The sequence below is a fragment of the uncultured Amnibacterium sp. genome (genome assembly GCF_964244015.1).
In the GTDB taxonomy this organism is placed as follows: domain Bacteria; phylum Actinomycetota; class Actinomycetes; order Actinomycetales; family Microbacteriaceae; genus Amnibacterium.
Genome location: NZ_CAXTHO010000059.1, coordinates 1 through 17,533 on the forward strand (window position 1 = coordinate 1; position 17,533 = coordinate 17,533).

General features: G+C 72.2%; 20 protein-coding genes. 11 read left to right on the plus strand and 9 right to left on the minus strand.

The genetic code is table 11. The annotated features are described in order from the left end of the window. From ACFE67_RS08340 to ACFE67_RS08365, 6 genes are all read left to right on the plus strand, one after another. The coding region (locus ACFE67_RS08340) for an Hsp70 family protein (protein WP_375406409.1) at nucleotides 1-725 on the plus strand (725 nt) is incomplete at its 5' end. Then, nucleotides 722-1,324, plus strand: a complete 603-nt coding sequence (locus tag ACFE67_RS08345; protein ID WP_375406410.1) for a nucleotide exchange factor GrpE — start codon at nucleotides 722-724, stop codon at nucleotides 1,322-1,324. The genes ACFE67_RS08340 and ACFE67_RS08345, both read left to right, overlap by 4 nt. A 3-nt stretch (nucleotides 1,325-1,327) precedes the next feature. Then, a complete protein-coding gene (locus ACFE67_RS08350) occupies nucleotides 1,328-2,338 on the plus strand; it encodes a DnaJ C-terminal domain-containing protein (protein ID WP_375406411.1) in 1,011 nt (336 codons plus the stop codon). Nucleotides 2,339-2,423: 85 nt separating this feature from the next. Next, complete coding sequence (locus ACFE67_RS08355) at nucleotides 2,424-2,852, plus strand: heat shock protein transcriptional repressor HspR (RefSeq protein WP_375406412.1); 429 nt, start codon at nucleotides 2,424-2,426, stop codon at nucleotides 2,850-2,852. 3 nt (nucleotides 2,853-2,855) lie between these two features. Further along, nucleotides 2,856-5,024 (plus strand): ATP-dependent Clp protease ATP-binding subunit, encoded by a 2,169-nt coding sequence (locus ACFE67_RS08360; RefSeq protein ID WP_375406413.1) that lies wholly within the window; start codon nucleotides 2,856-2,858, stop codon nucleotides 5,022-5,024. Between the two features lie 99 nt (nucleotides 5,025-5,123). Continuing rightward, nucleotides 5,124-5,945 (plus strand): alkaline phosphatase family protein, encoded by an 822-nt coding sequence (locus ACFE67_RS08365; RefSeq protein WP_375406414.1) that lies wholly within the window; start codon nucleotides 5,124-5,126, stop codon nucleotides 5,943-5,945. A gap of 16 nt (nucleotides 5,946-5,961) precedes the next feature. Here the strand turns inward: ACFE67_RS08365 and ACFE67_RS08370 are convergent, their stop codons facing one another. The 4 genes from ACFE67_RS08370 to folP form a co-directional block, all read right to left on the minus strand. After that, entirely contained in the window at nucleotides 5,962-6,558 is a 597-nt protein-coding gene (locus tag ACFE67_RS08370; protein WP_375406415.1) for a nitroreductase family protein, read from the minus strand. Nucleotides 6,559-6,668: 110 nt separating this feature from the next. Then, nucleotides 6,669-7,235, minus strand: coding sequence for a GTP cyclohydrolase I (folE, locus tag ACFE67_RS08375; RefSeq protein WP_375406416.1), 567 nt, complete (start codon nucleotides 7,233-7,235; stop codon nucleotides 6,669-6,671). After that, complete coding sequence (gene folK, locus ACFE67_RS08380; RefSeq protein ID WP_375406417.1) at nucleotides 7,232-8,077, minus strand: 2-amino-4-hydroxy-6-hydroxymethyldihydropteridine diphosphokinase; 846 nt, start codon at nucleotides 8,075-8,077, stop codon at nucleotides 7,232-7,234. Before folK ends, folE begins: the two co-directional genes overlap by 4 nt. Then, nucleotides 8,074-8,871 carry a dihydropteroate synthase gene (gene folP / locus ACFE67_RS08385; protein ID WP_375406418.1) on the minus strand — a complete coding sequence of 266 codons (798 nt, stop codon included), beginning with the start codon at nucleotides 8,869-8,871 and terminating at the stop codon, nucleotides 8,074-8,076. Before folP ends, folK begins: the two co-directional genes overlap by 4 nt. Before the next feature lie 39 nt (nucleotides 8,872-8,910). Between folP and ACFE67_RS08390 the strand changes: the two genes are divergently transcribed. Further along, nucleotides 8,911-9,390: a GNAT family N-acetyltransferase gene (locus ACFE67_RS08390; RefSeq protein WP_375406419.1), complete on the plus strand. Its 480-nt coding sequence runs from the start codon at nucleotides 8,911-8,913 to the stop codon at nucleotides 9,388-9,390. Between the two features lie 70 nt (nucleotides 9,391-9,460). Here the strand turns inward: ACFE67_RS08390 and ACFE67_RS08395 are convergent, their stop codons facing one another. The 3 genes from ACFE67_RS08395 to ACFE67_RS08405 all read right to left on the minus strand — a co-directional run bounded on the left by ACFE67_RS08395 (nucleotide 9,461) and on the right by ACFE67_RS08405 (nucleotide 12,892). Then, entirely contained in the window at nucleotides 9,461-10,831 is a 1,371-nt protein-coding gene (locus ACFE67_RS08395; RefSeq protein WP_375406420.1) for a flavin monoamine oxidase family protein, read from the minus strand. 110 nt (nucleotides 10,832-10,941) lie between these two features. Continuing rightward, nucleotides 10,942-11,724, minus strand: coding sequence for a metal-dependent hydrolase (locus tag ACFE67_RS08400; protein WP_375406428.1), 783 nt, complete (start codon nucleotides 11,722-11,724; stop codon nucleotides 10,942-10,944). A gap of 121 nt (nucleotides 11,725-11,845) precedes the next feature. Next, nucleotides 11,846-12,892, minus strand: coding sequence for a threonine aldolase family protein (locus tag ACFE67_RS08405; RefSeq protein ID WP_375406421.1), 1,047 nt, complete (start codon nucleotides 12,890-12,892; stop codon nucleotides 11,846-11,848). Nucleotides 12,893-13,048: 156 nt separating this feature from the next. Between ACFE67_RS08405 and ACFE67_RS08410 the strand changes: the two genes are divergently transcribed. The 3 genes from ACFE67_RS08410 to ACFE67_RS08420 all read left to right on the plus strand — a co-directional run bounded on the left by ACFE67_RS08410 (nucleotide 13,049) and on the right by ACFE67_RS08420 (nucleotide 15,478). Continuing rightward, nucleotides 13,049-13,339 (plus strand): DUF1540 domain-containing protein, encoded by a 291-nt coding sequence (locus ACFE67_RS08410; protein ID WP_375406422.1) that lies wholly within the window; start codon nucleotides 13,049-13,051, stop codon nucleotides 13,337-13,339. A 127-nt stretch (nucleotides 13,340-13,466) separates the two neighbouring features. Further along, nucleotides 13,467-14,393, plus strand: coding sequence for an AEC family transporter (locus tag ACFE67_RS08415; protein WP_375406423.1), 927 nt, complete (start codon nucleotides 13,467-13,469; stop codon nucleotides 14,391-14,393). Nucleotides 14,394-14,491: 98 nt separating this feature from the next. Beyond that, nucleotides 14,492-15,478 carry a shikimate dehydrogenase family protein gene (locus tag ACFE67_RS08420; RefSeq protein ID WP_375406424.1) on the plus strand — a complete coding sequence of 329 codons (987 nt, stop codon included), beginning with the start codon at nucleotides 14,492-14,494 and terminating at the stop codon, nucleotides 15,476-15,478. A gap of 19 nt (nucleotides 15,479-15,497) precedes the next feature. Here the strand turns inward: ACFE67_RS08420 and ACFE67_RS08425 are convergent, their stop codons facing one another. After that, a complete protein-coding gene (locus ACFE67_RS08425) occupies nucleotides 15,498-15,998 on the minus strand; it encodes a low molecular weight protein-tyrosine-phosphatase (protein WP_375406425.1) in 501 nt (166 codons plus the stop codon). A 6-nt stretch (nucleotides 15,999-16,004) separates the two neighbouring features. Then, nucleotides 16,005-16,844: an exodeoxyribonuclease III gene (locus ACFE67_RS08430; protein WP_375406426.1), complete on the minus strand. Its 840-nt coding sequence runs from the start codon at nucleotides 16,842-16,844 to the stop codon at nucleotides 16,005-16,007. Nucleotides 16,845-16,900: 56 nt separating this feature from the next. Here ACFE67_RS08430 and ACFE67_RS08435 point away from each other — a divergent pair. Beyond that, on the plus strand, nucleotides 16,901-17,533 hold a 633-nt coding region (locus ACFE67_RS08435; protein ID WP_375406427.1), incomplete at its 3' end, for an alpha/beta hydrolase fold domain-containing protein.

Sequence of the window (17,533 nt, forward strand, 5' to 3'; positions counted from 1 at the left end):
TCGAGACCAAGGGCGGGATCATGACCAAGCTCATCGAGCGCAACACGGCCATCCCGACCAAGCGCAGCGAGACGTTCACCACGGCCGACGACAACCAGCCGTCCGTCGCCATCCAGGTGTTCCAGGGCGAGCGCGAGTTCACGCGGGACAACAAGAACCTCGGCACCTTCGAGCTGACCGGCATCGCGCCGGCGCCGCGCGGCATGCCGCAAGTCGAGGTCACGTTCGACATCGACGCGAACGGCATCGTGCACGTGTCCGCGAAGGACAAGGGCACCGGCAAGGAGCAGTCGATGACGATCACGGGGGGCTCGAGCCTCCCGAAGGACGACATCGAGCGCATGATCCGCGAGGCCGAGGAGCACGCCGCCGACGACAAGCGCCGTCGTGAGGCGGCTGAGGAGCGCAACTCCGGTGAGCAGCTCGCCTACTCGATCGAGAAGCTGATCAAGGAGAACGACGACAAGCTGCCCGCCGACGTCAAGGACGAGGTGCAGGCTGACGTCGACGCGCTGAAGAGTGCGCTCGCCGGCGACGACGACGACGCGGTGAAGGCCGCGTTCGCGAAGCTCAGCGAGAGCCAGACCAAGCTCGGCCAGGCGATCTACGCCAACTCGCAGGCGGAGGAGTCGGCGCCGGCCGGCGAGCAGCCCGCCTCGTCGTCCTCCGACGACGAGGACGTGGTGGACGCCGAGGTCGTGGACGACGACGAGCCCAAGCGATGACGGGCGAGGACAAGAACCTTTCCGGGGCGCCCGACGAGGGCGTCCCGGAAGGGGACGACAGCTTCCTGGCCGCAGAAGGCCCCGATGTCGAGACGTCGCTCTCGGATGCCGATGAGGCGTTCCTGAACGGCCAGGGCGACCTGCCCGACGGCACGCCCGCGCCTCCCGGCATTGCCGATCAGGACGGTGAGCACCTCGCCGACCTCCGTCGCGTGACTGCCGAGTACGCGAACTACCGCCGCCGCACCGAGCGGGAGCGCGATGCGATCCGCGACCGTGCGACCGGGGATGCGGCGCGTGCGATCCTGCCGGTGCTCGACGATCTGGACCGGGCGGAGGCGCACGGCGACCTCGCCGAGGGCGGGCCGATGACCGCGATCGCGCAGAAGCTGCGCGGCGCGGTGGCGAAGCTCGGCATCACGGCGTACGCGGAGCAGGGCGAGCCGTTCGACCCGCACCAGCACGACGCGATCTTCCAGCGGGAGAGCCCGGACGTGACCCGCCCGACCGTGTCCGACGTCGTGGAGCGCGGCTACCGGATCGGCGACACCGTGCTCCGCGTCGCGAAGGTCGTCGTCGACACTCCCTCCGGGAGCTGAGCCATGGCGAGTCAGGACTGGTTCGAGAAGGACTTCTACACGGTCCTCGGCGTGGACAAGTCCGTCTCGCAGGCCGACCTGAAGAAGGCGTACCGACGGCTCGCGCGGCAGTACCACCCCGACTCCAACCCCGGCGATCAGGCCGCGGAGTCCCGCTTCAAGGAGATCTCCGAGGCGTACAGCGTGCTGTCCGACGAGGAGCAGCGGAAGGAGTACGACCAGATCCGCGCGATGGGGTCCGGCGCCCGCTTCACCGCGGGCGGTCAGGGCGGTCAGGGCGGCGGCTTCGAGGACGTGTTCGGCAACCTGTTCGGCCAGGGTGCCAGAACCCGCACCCCGACCCGTGGTGGGGGAGGCGGGGGGTTCGAGGACCTCCTCGGGGGGCTCTTCGCGAACGGGACACCCGGGAACGGCGGCGGGTTCGGGCAGTCGACCGGCGGCTTCCGCGGCTACGGCGGACCCACGCCGGGCAGGGACGTCACCGCGACGACGAGCATCGACTTCGTCACAGCGACGAAGGGCGACACCGTCACCCTCTCCGGCGGCAACGGCAAGCCGATCACCGTGCGGATTCCCGCCGGCGTGGTCGACGGTCAGAAGCTCAAGCTGCGCGGCAAGGGCGAACCGAGCTCGGACGGCGGCGAGGCGGGCGACCTGGTCCTCACGGTCCAGGTCGACAAGCACCCGGTCTTCGAGCGGGACGGCCTCAACCTCCGCGTGAACGTCCCGGTGACGTTCGCGGAGGCCGCGCTCGGCGCGACGATCGAGGTACCGACCCTCGGTGGCGAGCCCGTGCGGATGAAGGTGCCTGCCGGCACCTCCAGCGGGCGCGTGCTGCGGCTGAAAGGCCGCGGTGTCGGCACGGCGAAGGGCACGGGCGACCTGCTGGCCAAGGTCGAGGTCGCCGTGCCGAACCACCTCTCCGACGCGCAGAAGGAGGCGCTCGACGCCTTCGTCACCGCGTCCGGCGACGAGAACCCCCGCGACGACCTGCTGGCCAAGGCCCGCGCGTGACCAGAGCGCGTGTTCACGGATCAGGAGATTCGGGGCGCTTCGCGCTGCCGAATCCCCTGATCCGTGAACACGATGGGCAGCGCTGATGGAGGCGGACGACCCGATCATCCCCATCGCCTCGGCGGCGCAGCTGGCCGGGATGCACCCGCAGACCCTGCGCCAGTACGACCGGCTCGGCCTGGTCGTGCCTCGGAGGACCAGCGGCAAGTCCCGGCGCTACTCCCTGCGCGAGGTCGCCCAGTTGCGGGAGGTGCAGCGCCTCTCGAGCGAGGGGGTCTCGCTGCAGGGCATCAAGCGGGTGCTCGAGCTGGAGAACGAGGTGGTCGCGCTGCGCACCCGGGTCCGTCAGCTCGAGACGGCGCTGGCGAACGAGCTGCTGTCCCGCCCCGGCGCGCGGGTGTTCGCCTCCTCCACCCAGGGCGACGTGGTCCCCTTGCGGCACGGCACCCGCGCAGCCCGGCGGACCGAGCTGATGGTCTGGCGCCCGGTCGCCATCGACCCCGACGAGGAGTAACCCATGGCCAACATGCGCGGCGCCGCCGCTCCTCAGGAGAATTCGAAGAGCGCCCTCGAGCTGTACGGCATCGACCTCACCGAGATCGCGAAGGCGGGGAAGCTCGATCCGGTCATCGGACGCGATTCCGAGATCCGCCGGGTCAGCCAGGTGCTCACCCGGCGGACCAAGAACAACCCGGTGCTGATCGGCGAGCCCGGCGTCGGCAAGACCGCAGTGGTGGAGGGTCTCGCGCAGCGGATCGTCGCCGGCGACGTCGCCGACTCCCTGAAGAACAAGCAGCTCGTGTCGCTCGACCTCGCCGCCCTGGTGGCGGGGGCGAAGTACCGGGGCGAGTTCGAGGAGCGCCTGAAGGCCGTGCTCAAGGAGATCGACGACTCCGACGGCCGCATCATCACCTTCATCGACGAGCTGCACACCCTGATGGGCGCGGGCGGCGGCGAGGGCAGCGTCGCGGCGGCGAACATGCTGAAGCCGATGCTGGCCCGCGGCGAGCTGCGGATGATCGGTGCGACGACGCTGAACGAGTACCGCGAGTACATCGAGAAGGACGCCGCCCTCGAGCGGCGTTTCCAGCAGGTCTTCGTCGGCGAGCCGTCGGTGGACGACTCCGTGGCGATCCTCCGTGGGCTGAAGGAGCGGTACGAGGCGCACCACAAGGTGGCGATCGCCGACTCTGCCCTCGTCGCCGCGGCCGCCCTCTCCAACCGGTACATCACCTCCCGTCAGCTGCCCGACAAGGCGATCGACCTCATCGACGAGGCCGCGAGCCGCCTCCGGATGGAGATCGACTCCGCGCCCGTCGAGATCGACGAGCTGCGGCGGTCCGTCGACCGGTTGAAGCTGGAGGAGCTGGCGCTGAAGCGCGAGAAGGACGACGCCTCCCGCGATCGGCTCGTGAAGCTGCGCGCCGATCTCTCCCGCCGCGAGTCGACGCTGCGGGATCTGCAGGAGCGGTGGGAGCGGGAGCGCGCCGACCTCAACCGGGTCGGGAACCTGAAGGAGAAGGTCGACGCACTGCGGATGCGCGCGGAGCGGGCGCAGCGCGAGGGGAACCTGGAGGAGGCGTCCCGCCTCCTGTACGGCGAGATCCCGGTGATCGAGCGCGAGCTCGCCGATGCCGAGCAGGCGGAGGAGCACACCGACGAGCCCCGGATGGTCAACGACCAGGTGACGGACGAGGACATCGCGGCGGTGGTCGCCCAGTGGACCGGCATCCCGATGGGGCGTCTGCTGCAGGGCGAGACCCAGAAGCTGCTGCGCCTCGAGAGCGAGCTCGGCAAGCGGCTGATCGGCCAGAAGGCCGCGGTCCGTGCGGTGTCCGACGCGGTGCGGCGCACCCGCGCGGGGATCGCGGACGGCAGCCGGCCCACGGGCTCGTTCCTGTTCCTCGGCCCGACCGGCGTCGGCAAGACCGAGCTCGCGCGCGCTCTCGCGGAGTTCCTGTTCGACGACGAGCGCGCGATGGTCCGCATCGACATGAGCGAGTACGGCGAGAAGTTCGCCGTGTCCCGCCTGGTCGGTGCGCCTCCCGGCTACGTCGGGTACGAGCAGGGCGGCCAGCTGACGGAGGCGGTGCGGCGCCGTCCCTACTCCGTCGTGCTGCTCGACGAGGTCGAGAAGGCGCACCCCGAGGTGTTCGACATCCTGCTGCAGGTGCTCGACGACGGCCGCCTCACCGACGGGCAGGGCCGCACGGTCGATTTCCGCAACACGATCCTCATCCTGACGTCGAACCTCGGCAGCCAGTACCTGACGGACCCGTCGACGTCGGCCGAGCAGAAGGAGGAGACGGTCCAGGCCCTCGTGCGGCAGGCGTTCAAGCCCGAGTTCGTCAACCGGCTCGACGACATCGTGGTGTTCCAGTCGCTGACGGAGGAGGACCTCGGTCAGATCGTCGAGCTGTACATCGACCGCCTCGGCCGTCGCCTCGCCGATCGCCGGCTGCAGCTGGCCGTGACCCCGGAGGCGCGGGGCTGGCTCGCCGAGCGCGGCTTCGACCCGCTCTACGGCGCCCGCCCCCTCCGCCGCCTGATGCAGCGGGAGATCGACGACCGCCTCGCCCGCGCGCTGCTCGCCGGCGACATCCGCGACGGCGACACCGTCCGGGTGGCCGTCGACCCCCACGCCGACACCCTCTCGGTCGTCCGCTTCGAGGTCCCGGTCGCGTAGGCCGGCGTTCACGGATCAGGGGATCCGGCCGCGCGGAGCGCGCCGGATCCCCTGATCCGTGAACACCTCCCGTCCACCTGCTGTCGTTAGGCAGGTGCGGTGGAACGACTGCATCTGCTGCTGGTGGGCATCGACGGGCTCCGGCTCGACCTCGCGACCGAGGACCGGGCTCCGCACCTCCGTGGTCTGATGGCGCGTGGGACGACGACCCGGATGACGATGCCGGTGCCGACGATCTCGGGGCCCGGCTGGGCGACGCTCCTGACCGGCGCATCGCACGCGGAGCACGGCGTCGTCGACAACACGTTCGTCGGCAGCCGCCTCGCGGGGATCCCGGACCTGCTCAGCCTCGCCTACTACGCCGACCCCACCCGGACGACGTTCGCCGCAGCGGCGTGGCCTCCTCTCGTCGACCCGGCGGGTGTCGGGCCGGTCATCCACACGAGGGAGGAGCAGCGCAGGGCTGAGCGGCATCGCGTGATCGTGCGCGACGGCGAGACGTACGGCTACCGCACCACCGACGCGGAGATCGCGGACTTCGCGGTCGCCGGGTTGTTCGCCGCGGGACCGGATGTGTCCTTCGTCTACTGCTCGGGGGTCGACGAGGCCGGCCACGTCCACGGCGCGGTGAGCGCGCAGTACGCGGAGGCCGTCAGGAGGACCGACGCGCATCTCGGCCGCATGCTGGCGGTCGTCGACCACCGCGCCCAGGCGGGGGAGCGCTGGCTCGTCGCGGTGACGACGGATCACGGCCACGTCGGCGGCGGCGGCCACGGCGGTGGCGAGCCGGAGGTGACCGCCTCCTTCGTCGTCCGCGCCTCCTGGAACGCGGAAGTCGACCCCTGGCCGGACGAGATCGAGCCGACCGAGCTCACGCCGCGGCTGCTCCGAGCCCTGACTCCGGAGGCGCTCCGCGGCTGAGGGAGGGTTGCCGCGATCAGTCGCGGGCGAGCACCAGCTCGTCCAGCGGGAGGCGGGTGCGCTCGGCGGTCTCGCGGAGGCGGTACTTCTCGGGCAGCAGGTCGGGCGAGCCGACGGTGCCGACGGCGGTGACGGTGATCGGCACGAAGCGCTCGGGCAGAGCGAACTCGCGGCGCAGGTCGTCGACCTCGATACCGCCCATCGGGTGCGCATGCAGCCCGAGCGCGTGGGCCTGGCTGGCGAGGTTCGCCATCGACTGCCCGAGGTCGTACTCGGCCCAGCGGTAGGCGCCCGCGGGCTCGTCCCCCTCCGGTGCCGTCACGGCGATCGCGAGGACCAGCAGGGACGCGTTCGGCGCCCAGAGGCGATTGAAGCCCATCAGATGGCGCTCGATGCGATCGAAGGTGTCGGTACCGCGCTTGCCGACCACGAATCGGCGGGCCTGCACGTTGGAGGCGGAGGCCGCCCAGCGCGCGGCCTCGAGCAGCGACGTGACCTGCTCGTCGGTGACGACGGCTGCCGGGTCGAAGGAGCGCGGCGACCAGCGCATCGAGAGGATCTCCTCGATCGGTGCCTCGGTGATGGCGCGGCGGCCGGTGGCGACGGTGGGCATGGTGCCTCCTGCAGGGTGCGGACGTTCGCGGCACGCCGTCGGGCCCACGGATGCAGCGTCGACCACGTCGGCACTATTCCCCGGGCCGCGCCGGGCCCTCCGCGAGCCGGTCAGCCGAGACCGACGAGCGCCCGCGCCTCCGCCGCCGCCGGTTCGTGCGCGTACGTGCCGCGGGCGGCGAGCGTCGCGACGGTCGCACCGCGGATCCGTGGCCCGCGCATCGCGACGCAGTCGTGCTCGGCGCTCGCGCTCACCAGCACCCCTCGGGCGCCGAGCGCGTTCTCGAGCGCGAACGCGATCTCGTCCGTGAGGCGCTCCTGCACCTGGGGACGCGCGGCGACCGTCTCGATCAGCGAGACGATCGCGCCGAGTCCCGCCACCTTCGCGCCGGGGAGGTAGACGAGCGACATCGTTCCGGCGAACTTCAGGAGGTGGTGCTCGCACGTCGACCGGAACGGCACATCGCGGAAGGCGACCGGCCCTCGGGCGCCGACCCCCGCGACCGAGGACGCCTCGAGGGCGGGTACGGGGTCGACGCCGACCCCGGCGAAGAGCTCGCCGCCCAGCCGCGCGACGCGGTCAGGGGTGCGCTCGAGCGTCGGGTCGGCGGGATCGAGGCCGTAGGCGTGGAGGTATTCGGCGACCGCGCGCCGGGCCCGCTCGATGTCCGGGGTCACGACGTCGGCAGGGCTGCGACGAGGTGCCGCACCCTGCCGCGGCCCGGCAGCACCGCGTCGGGCTCGGCCTCCAGCCAGGGCAGCAGCACGAACGCGCGCTCGTGGGCGCGCGGGTGCGGCAGGACCAGGCCCGGCTCGTCGATCCTGCGGTCGCCCTGCACGACGAGGTCGAGATCGAGCGTTCGGTCGCCCCAGCGCTCCGCCCGGACGCGGCCGAACGCCCGCTCGATCCGGAGGAGCGCGGTCAGCAGATCCCTCGGCTCCAGATCGGTGCGACCGACCGCGACCCGGTTGCCGTAACGCGGCCGGGAGGGGTCGGGGCCGTGCTCGGTGACGGCGACGGTCTCGTGCACGGGCGAGACCGCGTCGATCAGCAGTCCGGGAAGCCGCCCCAGCGCCGTGATCGCGTCGTCGAGCGTCGTGTCCCGGTCCCCGAGGTTGGTGCCGAGTGCGATGACGACGTGCTCCGACGGCGTCGACCGAGCCCGGTCGATGCGGACCGCGACATCGGTGAACGGCACCGCGATCGGCGCGGTCGGCTTGTGCACCGTGACGATGACACGGTCGACGAGGTCGTTCCCGAGCGCGACGTCGGCGATCCGCTGCGCGAGGGTCTCGATGAGGTCGACCGGGTCGCCCGAGATCGCCGCGGCGACCTGCTCGGCGAGCTCGCCGTAGTGCACGGACGCGGCGACGCGATCGGTCGCCGCCGCGACCCCCAGATCGAGCCAGAGCTCGAGGTCGACGACGAACTCCTGACCGTTCGCCCGCTCCTCCGGCAGCACCCCGTGCCGGCCGACCGCGCGGACGCCGGAGAGCAGGATGCGGTCGCGGCTGCTCATACCGCTACCCGCATACGTCGGGCGACCTCGATCGCGGCGCGGGTGCCGGCCGGGTCGTGCACCCGGACCGCCCACACGCCGCGCTCCGCGAGCAGCGCGGACAGCACCGCGGTGACACCGTCCCGCGCCTCCGGGTCGCCGTCGACCAGCTCGCCCAGGAACCGCTTCCGCGAGACGCCGACGAGCATCCGCAGGCCGTCCACCGCCAACGCGTCGAGCGAGGCGAGCAGCTGCCAGTTCTCATCGGCGCTCTTGCTGAACCCGATGCCCGGATCGGTGACGAGCCGGTCCGGCCCGACGCCGGCGGCGATCGCGGCGTCGACGCGCCGCCGGAGGTCGGCCGCGACCTCGGCCACGACGTCCCGGTAGCCGCCGTCCGCGGCGGAGGGACCTCTGGAGTGCATCAGGACGAGGTCCGCACCGGATGCCGCCGTGATGCGCAGCAGCGCGGGATCGAGGCCGCCGTCGACGTCGTTCACGATCGTCGCACCGGCGTCGAGCGCGGCCGCCGCGACGGAGGCCCTCCTGGTGTCGATGCTCACCCGGATCCCGTCCGCGACGAGCGCGCGCACGACGGGCACGACCCGGCGCGCCTCCTCCTCCGGATGCACCGGCACGGCACCGGGCCGCGTGGACTCACCGCCCACGTCGACCACGTCGGCACCGGCGTGCACGAGCGCCTGACCGTGACCGATCGCCGCGTCCGGGTCGAGGTAGCGCCCGCCGTCGCTGAACGAGTCCGGCGTCACGTTGAGGACGCCGAACACGAGCGGGTCGGGCTGCTGCTGCGGCATGGGCGCGATCAGGGTATCTGCGGCTCGCTACCGTGGAGCGTGCTCATCCGGCCCGCGACGGACGCCGACTGGGCGTCGATCTTCCCGTTCTTCTCCGCGATCGTCGAGGACGGCGAGACCTACACCTACCCGCAGGGGCTCTCCTCTGACGAGGCGAAGGCCCTGTGGCTGGGTCAGCAGCACGTCGTCGTCGCGGAGGAGGGCAGCCGCGTGCTCGGGTCCGCGACGATGGGGCCGAACCGGGGCGGCCGCGGCTCCCACGTCGGCACGGCGAGCTTCATGGTCGACGGCGCCGCGCGCGGGCGGGGCATCGGCCGGGCGCTCGGCGAGCACATGCTCGCGTGGTCGAGGGAGGCCGGCTTCCGCGCGGTGCAGTTCACCGCGGTCGTCGAGACGAACACGGCGGCCGTCGCGCTCTGGCAGTCGCTCGGCTTCCGGATCGTCGGCACGGTGCCGGAGGCGTTCGACAGCCGCGCGCACGGCCTCGTCGGCCTCCACGTGATGCACCGGTTCCTCTGACCCTCCGTTTCGCGCGGGTGGTCTCGAGACGCTCCTTCGTCGCTCCTCGACCGGCGGGGAAGACGGAGGGTCAGGCGGGGGTCGGGGCGAGCGCCGTGAGGACGGCGGCGGCGACCCAGCGGCCCATCCGGATCGCGCCGTCGACGTGCTGGTACCCCGCGCCGGCGATGTCGCTGCACGCCCAGTGGATCGGGCCGACCGGCTTCCGCGCGTCCGCGCCGAACCGCTCGAGTCCGCCCATGTCGAAGCTCGCCGCGTACGCCCCGCGCGTCCACTCCTCGCTGCCCCAGTCGCTCTCGACGTAGATCGTCGGGTGCTTCGCGGCCTCGCCGTAGTACTGCGCCAGGTTGTCGAGGATCGCGGCCCTCCGCTCCTCCGGCTCGAGCGCGAGCAGCCGGTCGGCGCGGGCGTCGGAGGCGAAGCCCACCAGCACGCCGCGCGGATCACCGTGGTTGGAGTTGTCGTACGCCTCGTGCACGGGCAGGAACGGACTGAACGCGGTGCCGGACAGGCCGTCGGCGCGCCAGAACGGCTCGTCGTAGACCGCATGGATCTTGATCACGAGACCGAGCGACAGGTGCTGGTGCAGCACGTGGCGGCGGAGGGGGAGCGTCGGCACGTAGTCGATGCGGTCGTACAGGTTCGGCGGCACCGCGAGCACGATCCGGCGAGCGGAAACGGTCAGGTCACCGTCCGCCTCCACCGTCACGCCGTCGTCGCCCCAGATGACCCGCCGCACGGGACGCGACAGCAGCACGTCGTCGCCGAGCGCCTCCGCGAGCAGGATCGGTACCTGCTGCAGGCCGCCCACGACGCGGCGGTCGAGGATGAAGTCGGCGTCGACGAGGTTCGAGAAGCTACCGGCGGAGGCCGCCATCAGCAGCGACTGCAGCGCGGAGAACGCGTGCGACGGCTTCGTCAGCATCGCCTCGGCCGTGAACATCGCGACGTTCGCCCGCGCCTCGTCGTCATCGGAGAGCTGCTCGAGGAACGCCCGCCAGGTGATCCCGTCGAGCTCCCGTGCGCGCGGGTGCGCCCACGGTTCGTCGGGATCGATCTCTGCGGTGAGGCCGTCGAGCACGCCGATCATCCGCTCGATCTCCGCCTGCGTGCCCGCGGAGGTCGGGAAGATCTCACCGGTGAACCGGGTCGCACGATGGTCGGGCCCGACGTAGACGCTGTCCCCGTCCCGGTAGCGCTGGAAGGTCTCGAGCCCGAGCTCGGCGAGCGTCTCCGTGAGCGCTGTCTGGTCGGGGGAGACCCACTGGCCGCCGAGCTCGAGCAGCGCGCCGGAGGACTCGTCCGTCTGGAGGCGCCCACCGACCCGTGCGCGTGCCTCCAGGACGACCACCGACGCTCCCGCTGCCTTCAGCCGGGTCGCCGCGGTCAGCCCGCACGCGCCCGCACCGATGACGACCACGTCCCGCTCGATCCTGCTCATCCCGCCAGTGTACGGAGCACCGTCGCTGTCGGAAGGCGCCGCCGATCGGCGCCGTGGATGCGGAATCCGCACCCAGGCGTCCGTCGGGCGACTGGATCCGAAGGCGAATCTCAGCCGAGCGCGGTGAGGGAGACGTGCGCCGCACGGGCGACGACGATCACCACCGCGTAGACGCAGTAGAGGCCGAGACCGGCGCCCAGGAGGGTCTCACGCCAGCTTCCCGCGTGACCCAGCAGCGGCACCGAGATGTAGCCGTTCCGCTTCCAGATCGCTCTGAGCCCGGGCGTGCGGGCCCACGCCTTCGGTGGCGTGACCTGCACGGGCCAGGTCGGCGAGGGCACGCCCTCGACGGTCAGCAGGTCGCCGGCGATGTGGGTGAGGAAGCCGAGCCCGACCGCGATCGGGAACCAGGTCGGGTTGTCGGGGGCGAACACCACGACCGCGGCCGCGGAGACGATCCCGATGCCCCATGCGGCCGCCCAGGACCCGACGAGCTCGCGCGCCTTCACGGCGAAGGCGATCAGGCCGATGGTCGCGACCGCCGGGCCGATCGGGATGGTGCCGAGCACGGGCACGCCGATCGTGAAGCGGCCCACGAGCACGGCGAGCAGTGTCACCAGGGCGCCGGCGAGGATCGTGTGGAACCCGTGGCGGTGCCCGCCGCTCGCATCCGCGATGGATCGGGCGACGAGCTTGCCGACGACCGGGATGGAGTGGGAGATCGTGCCGCTGTGGTGGTCGGCGTCCGGCAGCAGCGCGGCACCGGCGCATACGACGGCGCCGGACAGCACCCCCGCGGCGTGCAGCGGGTAGGCGTGCGTGCCGAACGACGGCAGCGCAGCGGTCGCCGCGAACCAGACGGCCGCGCCGCTGGTCGCGTGGTTGACACCCATCACCCGGTCATGCTCGCCCCGACCTCGCGTTCGAGGAGGGCGCCGCGCGGGTGGTGTGCACGGATCAGGGGATTCGGGGCGCGGAGCGCCGCCGAATCCCCTGATCCGTGCACACCACCTCCTAGCCGGCCAGCGCTGCTTGCACGGTCGCCACGAAGTCGTCGACGTCCGCCTCGGTCGTGTCGAACGCGCACATCCAGCGCACCTGGTTCGCGGCGCGGTCCCAGTCGTAGAAGCGGTACCGCTCGCGGACCCGGTCGGCGGCATCGAGGTCGAGCTCGGCGAAGACGGCGTTCGCCTCCGTCGCGTGGCTGAACGCGATCCCCTCCACGCCCTCGAGTCCTGCGCGGAGGCGGGCGGCCATCGCGTTCGCGTGCGCGGCGGTCCGCAGGCCGAGGCCGTCATCGAACAGCGCGAGGAGCTGCGCGCTCGCGAACCGCATCTTGCTCGCGAGCTGCATGTTCAGTTTGCGCAGGAAGTGCAGTCCGTCGACGCGCGCGGGGTCCAGCACGACGATCGCCTCTGCGCCGAGCAGGCCGTTCTTCGTGCCCCCGAGGCTGACGACGTCGACCCCGACGTCGGTGGTGAACGCCGAGAACGGCAGCTCGAGCGCCGCGGCGGCGTTCCAGAGGCGTGCCCCGTCCATGTGCACGGCCATCCCGCGGTCGTGGGCGAAGTCGGCGATTGCCTGCACCTCGGCGGGGCAGTAGACGGTGCCGAGCTCGGTCGACTGCGTGATCGACAGCGCGAGCGGCTGCGGGCGGTGCTCGTTCCCCCAGCCCCACGCCTCCGTCTCGGCCGCAGCGGTGGTCAGCTTCCCCTGCTCCGCGGGGACGACGAGCAGCTTGAGGCCGCTGACCCGCTCGGGTGCGCCGCCCTCGTCGGTGTGGATGTGCGCCGACCCCGTCGCGATGATCGCACCCCACCGCGGCACCATCGCCGTCAGCGCCGTGACGTTCGCGCCGGTTCCGTTGAAGACGGGGAAGACCTCGGCTCGCGCACCGAACTCGGTGCGGATCACGTCGCGGAGCCGACCCGTGTACTCGTCCTCCCCGTAGGAGACCTGGTGGCCGCCGTTGGCGTCGGCGAGCGCCGCCAGCACCTCCGGCAGCACCCCCGCGTAGTTGTCGGAGGCGAACGTGCGGCGGTCGGGATCGTGCAGTCTCACCGTTCCATCCTCGCCGTCCCCCTCCACGTGGCGGTTCCCGCACCCCCAGTGGTGGTCACGCGGATCCGGGGAGGCCCGGAACGGCGCGCCTGCGGCCCCGATAAGGGGAGCCTGCGCTTGCTGGCGGACGGAGGGAGGCGGGCGCACACTCCTGCCATGACGATCTCGCAGCTTCCCTCGGTGCACGACTGCTCGGCGACGGGCTGCTCCTACAACCACGACGCCGGCTGTCACGCCGGAGCGATCACGATCGGTGGCGCGCACGCGGCATGCGGCACGTTCGTCCAGATCTCCTTCCGCGCCGGGATCGAGCGCACCGGCGTGGTCGGCGCCTGCCACCGCACGGACTGCTCGCACAACGCCGGGCTCGAGTGCGGCGCGGCGTCGGTGCAGGTGGGCGGCAAGGCCGGCGACCCGGCGGACTGCCTCACCTTCACCTCCGCCTGAGCAGCGTCGCGGTCGCAGTCGTCGGGCGGTCGGCAGGACCTGCCGACACACCGAGGAGGGCCCGCGCCCAGCGACGGCGGGTTCGGCTCCGTGAACAGGGATGCCGTCGGCCCGGAAGGATGGGCCTGTGGCCGGGGTGCTGGAGGGATTCGCGGTCATCGGCGTCGTCATCGCCGTGGGCTTCCTGCTCGGCCGACTGGATCTGCTCGGCCCGAACGCCCGTCAGGTCCTGAACCGCTACGTGTTCTTCGTAGCGGCGCCGGCGCTGCTCTTCACGGTGATCGCGACCGCGGACACCGCGGTGCTGTTCTCGCCGATCCTCGCGGTCGCAGCGATCTCGGCGGTCGGTGTCGCGCTGGTCTACGTGCTCGTCGCCCGGCTCGTGTGGCACCGCTCGCTCGGGCCGCTCACGATCGGCGCGCTCACGTCCGGTTACGTGAACGGCAACAACATCGGGCTGCCGGTCGCCGTCTACCTGCTGGGGAACGCCGCCTACACGGCGCCGATCATCCTGCTGCAGCTCATCGTCCTGGCACCGACTGCGCTCGTGCTGCTGGACGCGGCCACGCACGAAGGGCGGAGGACCGTGGTCGGCACGGTGCTGACGTCGCTGAAGAACCCGCTGATCATCGCCTCCGTGCTCGGCACCGTCGTCGCCGTGACCGGGTTCACCGTCCCGCCGCTCGTGCTCCAGCCGGTGAAGCTGCTCGGGGGTGCGTCCGTGCCGCTGATGCTCACGGCGTTCGGGCTGTCGCTGGTCGGCGCCCGCCCGCTCGCCGCGGGAGGCGACCGGGCGGACGTGCTGCTCGCCTCCGCCCTGAAGGCGGTCGGCATGCCGGTGCTCGCCTGGGTGGTGGGCGCCCTCGTGTTCAGGATGCCGCCGGAGCAGCTGCACGCCTCCGTCGTGCTGGCGGGGTTGCCGACGGCCCAGAACGTGCTGAACTTCGCCTCCCGGTACGGGACGGGGGTGGTGATCGCTCGGGACGCCGGCCTGATCACCACGGTCGCCGCCGTGCCGGTGCTGCTCGGCGTGTCCCTGCTGCTCGTACCGTGAGTACCGGGCGACCCCCGCGGCCTGGGAAGACACCGACAGGTCATCGGCTTCACCTACGCTGACGCGTCGGCACGCAGCCGTCCCAGGGAGGTCTTCGTATGACCGCGATCGACACCGCAGGCGTCCTGCCGGTGCTGACGGCGGACACCCTCGTGCCCGCAGGTCGGCCCACCCTCTACTTCCTCGGCGTCTCCACGGGCGAGTCGTCCATCCAGCGCGTGTTCCCGCGCTGGGCGCACGAGCTCGGACTGGATGACGCGGTCCTCCGCGGGATCGACATGCCGGTCGGCGCACCGCGCGAAGACGCCAGGCGGATCGTCGAGTTCCTGCGCGACGACGAGCTCGGCGTCGGCATGCAGATCACGACGCACAAGATCTCCGTGGGAACCGCCGCTCGCGACCTGTTCGCGAAGCTCCGCCCGCTGGCGACCCTGATGGGCGAGGTCAGCTGCATCACCAAGGGCCCCGACGGGCTGCACGGGTTCGCCAAGGACCCGGTCGCCGGCGCCCTCGCGCTCGACGCGATCGCGCCGGCGGGGTACTGGGCGTCCGGCGCGAACGCCGTCGTGCTCGGGGCCGGCGGCGCGGGGACCGCGCTCACCTGGTGCCTGGTCCGGGAGGAGCGCGGGATCGAGCGCCCCGGCCGGCTCGTCGTGACGGACACGGACGGCGCCCGCCTCGACCACCTCGCCTCCATCGCCCGCCAGGTGGGGCCGGATGTGCCGCTCGAGCTCGTGCGCGTCGCCTCCACCGACGAGACGGACGCGGTGCTCGCCTCGCAGCCCGCCGGCTCGATCGTCATCAATGCGACGGGCCTCGGTAAGGATCTGCCGGGGTCGCCGATCGGTGAGGACGCGCTGCTGCCGCAGGGATCCATCGCCTGGGACCTCAACTACCGGGGCGACCTGAAGTTCCTCGACACCGCGCACCGCCAGACCGTCGACCGCGACGTGCAGGTGGAGGACGGCTGGACCTACTTCGTGCACGGCTGGCTGCAGGCGGTGAAGGAGGTCTTCCAGGTCGATGTCCCGACCTCCGGACCGGCGTTCGACCGCCTCAGCGACCTGGCCCGCGAAGCCCGCTGAGCTCTCCTGCACGACGGACTCAGTCGAGTTCCGCTCGGACGTGGGCGACGATCGCGTCGGCTGCCGCCTCCACCTGCTCGAGCGTCGCCACGAATTCCTCGTGGTCGCCGTACCACGGGTCCTCGACGTCGAGCGCGGACCCGGTCAGGTGCGCCGCGGCCGGGTCGAACGAGCGGTACAGCCGGACCTTCTCGGCGTCGGCCTCGGTCGGTGCCTGCGCGCGGAGACGGCGTGCGTGCTGCGCGGTCATCGGCAGCAGCAGGTCGCGCGCGCCGATGTCGCCGCCCGTCACCTGGTGGGCGGTCCCTGTCGGCAGGGCGTATCCCGCCTCCTGCAGCACCCGCGCGGCGCGCGGATCGACCGGGTTGCCGAGCTCTTCGGAGGAGATCCCGCCGGAGTCCACAACGACGCGGTCGCCGAGTCCCGCTGACGCGAAGCGGTCCCGCAGCACCACCTCGGCGATCGGGGAGCGGCAGATGTTGCCGGTGCAGACCGTCATGACGCGGTATCGCCGATCCATGGACGCCTAGAAGATCATGGGGCGGTCGTCGTCGAGCGGGGAGTCCGAATCGAGCTCCACCACCACCGGCACGTGGTCGCTGGGGGCGTCGCCCTTCCGCTCGTTCCGCTCGATCGAGGCGCCGATGACGAGCTCTTGGAACGCGGGGGACCCGAGCACGAAGTCGATGCGCATGCCCTCGTTGCGCGGGAAGCGCAGCTGCTTGTAGTCCCAGTACGTGTACCCGGTCGGCACCAGCGGGCGCACGACGTCGGCGAGGCCGAGCTGCTCGAACCGCCGGAACGCGGCCCGCTCGGGTGGCGAGACGTGGGTGGCTCCCTCGAACACCGCGGTGTCCCAGACGTCGGCGTCGAGCGGCGCGATGTTCCAGTCGCCCATCATCGCCAGCGGCTCGCCCTCGTGGTCCGCGAGCCAGCCCTCTGCGACGTCGGCCAGCGCCCGGAGCCATTCGAGCTTGTAGGGGTAGTGGGCGTTGTCGAGGTCCCGCCCGTTCGGCACGTAGAGGCTCCAGAGCCTGACGCCCTCACCGACCGTGACCGCCATGGCCCGCGCCTCCAGCGGCAGGGCGCCGTCGGGCAGCGGCTTGCCGAACCCGGGCATGCCGGGGAAGTCGTTCTGCACCTCGTCGAGGCCGATCCGGCTCGCGAACGCGACGCCGTTCCACTGGGACAGGCCGTGGGTCACGACCTCGTAGCCCGCCTCCTCGAAGGCCGCGTGCGGGAACTGGGCGTCGCGGCACTTGATCTCCTGCATCGCGAGCACGTCGATGTCCGCGCGCTGCAACCAGTCGGTGACGCGCCCGACCCTCGCCCGGACCGAGTTGACGTTCCAGGTGGCGATCCGCACGGGATGCAACGCTACCCATCGCGGCGGGGAGCTCCATCGCAGGAGGGTCGGCACCGATGAGCGTGCAGCACGAGGCGGTCAGGGCGTTCCTCGCGATCAGGGGGGCCGGCAGGACCTGGCGGTCGGCGGAGGCGCTGGACGCCGCGATCCGGCGTCGCGCCTCCTGGCCCGCGAGCCCGCCGAAGCCCTCGCCCGGCGTCGCGGTCGCGGTGACGGAGGACGGCGGCTGGCCCGTCGTGCGCCTCGTCCCGCCGCGGGCGAGCGGGTCCGTCGTGGCGCTGCACGGCGGCGGGACCGTGTTCGGGCCCGCGCCGCAGCACTGGGCGCTGTGGCGCACGATCGCCGCCGCGAGCGGGCGCACCGTGGTCGCGCCGCTCTACCGGCTCGCCCCCGAGGGAACCGCTGCGGAGACGGTGCCGCACGTCGCCGCGGTCACGAGGGCGCTCGCGCAGGCGGGGAAGGTCGCGCTGCTCGGCGACTCCGCCGGCGGTGGGATGGCGCTCGCCGTGGCTCGGCTGCTCGCGGCGGAAGGCCTCCGCCCGACCGTGCTGCTCAGCGCGCCGTGGCTGGACGGCGGGCTGAGCGACCCGTGGACGACACCGCGCGACCCGTGGCTCGCCGCGCCCGGCCTGCATCACGCAGCCGACCTGTACCGGGGCGACCTGCCGGTCGAGCACCCGTTCGTCAGC

What these genes read in the sequence shown, in the direction of transcription:
- ACFE67_RS08355 (WP_375406412.1), top strand. Translation starts at nt 2,424, where the DNA reads ATGGAGGCGGACGACCCGATCATCCCCATCGCCTCGGCGGCGCAGCTG.
- ACFE67_RS08360 (WP_375406413.1), top strand. Translation starts at nt 2,856, where the DNA reads ATGGCCAACATGCGCGGCGCCGCCGCTCCTCAGGAGAATTCGAAGAGC.
- ACFE67_RS08345 (WP_375406410.1), top strand. Translation starts at nt 722, where the DNA reads ATGACGGGCGAGGACAAGAACCTTTCCGGGGCGCCCGACGAGGGCGTC.
- ACFE67_RS08410 (WP_375406422.1), top strand. Translation starts at nt 13,049, where the DNA reads ATGACGATCTCGCAGCTTCCCTCGGTGCACGACTGCTCGGCGACGGGC.
- ACFE67_RS08395 (WP_375406420.1), bottom strand. Translation starts at nt 10,831, where the DNA reads ATGAGCAGGATCGAGCGGGACGTGGTCGTCATCGGTGCGGGCGCGTGC.
- folK (WP_375406417.1), bottom strand. Translation starts at nt 8,077, where the DNA reads ATGAGCAGCCGCGACCGCATCCTGCTCTCCGGCGTCCGCGCGGTCGGC.
- ACFE67_RS08420 (WP_375406424.1), top strand. Translation starts at nt 14,492, where the DNA reads ATGACCGCGATCGACACCGCAGGCGTCCTGCCGGTGCTGACGGCGGAC.
- ACFE67_RS08370 (WP_375406415.1), bottom strand. Translation starts at nt 6,558, where the DNA reads ATGCCCACCGTCGCCACCGGCCGCCGCGCCATCACCGAGGCACCGATC.
- ACFE67_RS08425 (WP_375406425.1), bottom strand. Translation starts at nt 15,998, where the DNA reads ATGGATCGGCGATACCGCGTCATGACGGTCTGCACCGGCAACATCTGC.
- folP (WP_375406418.1), bottom strand. Translation starts at nt 8,871, where the DNA reads ATGCCGCAGCAGCAGCCCGACCCGCTCGTGTTCGGCGTCCTCAACGTG.
- ACFE67_RS08350 (WP_375406411.1), top strand. Translation starts at nt 1,328, where the DNA reads ATGGCGAGTCAGGACTGGTTCGAGAAGGACTTCTACACGGTCCTCGGC.
- ACFE67_RS08400 (WP_375406428.1), bottom strand. Translation starts at nt 11,724, where the DNA reads ATGGGTGTCAACCACGCGACCAGCGGCGCGGCCGTCTGGTTCGCGGCG.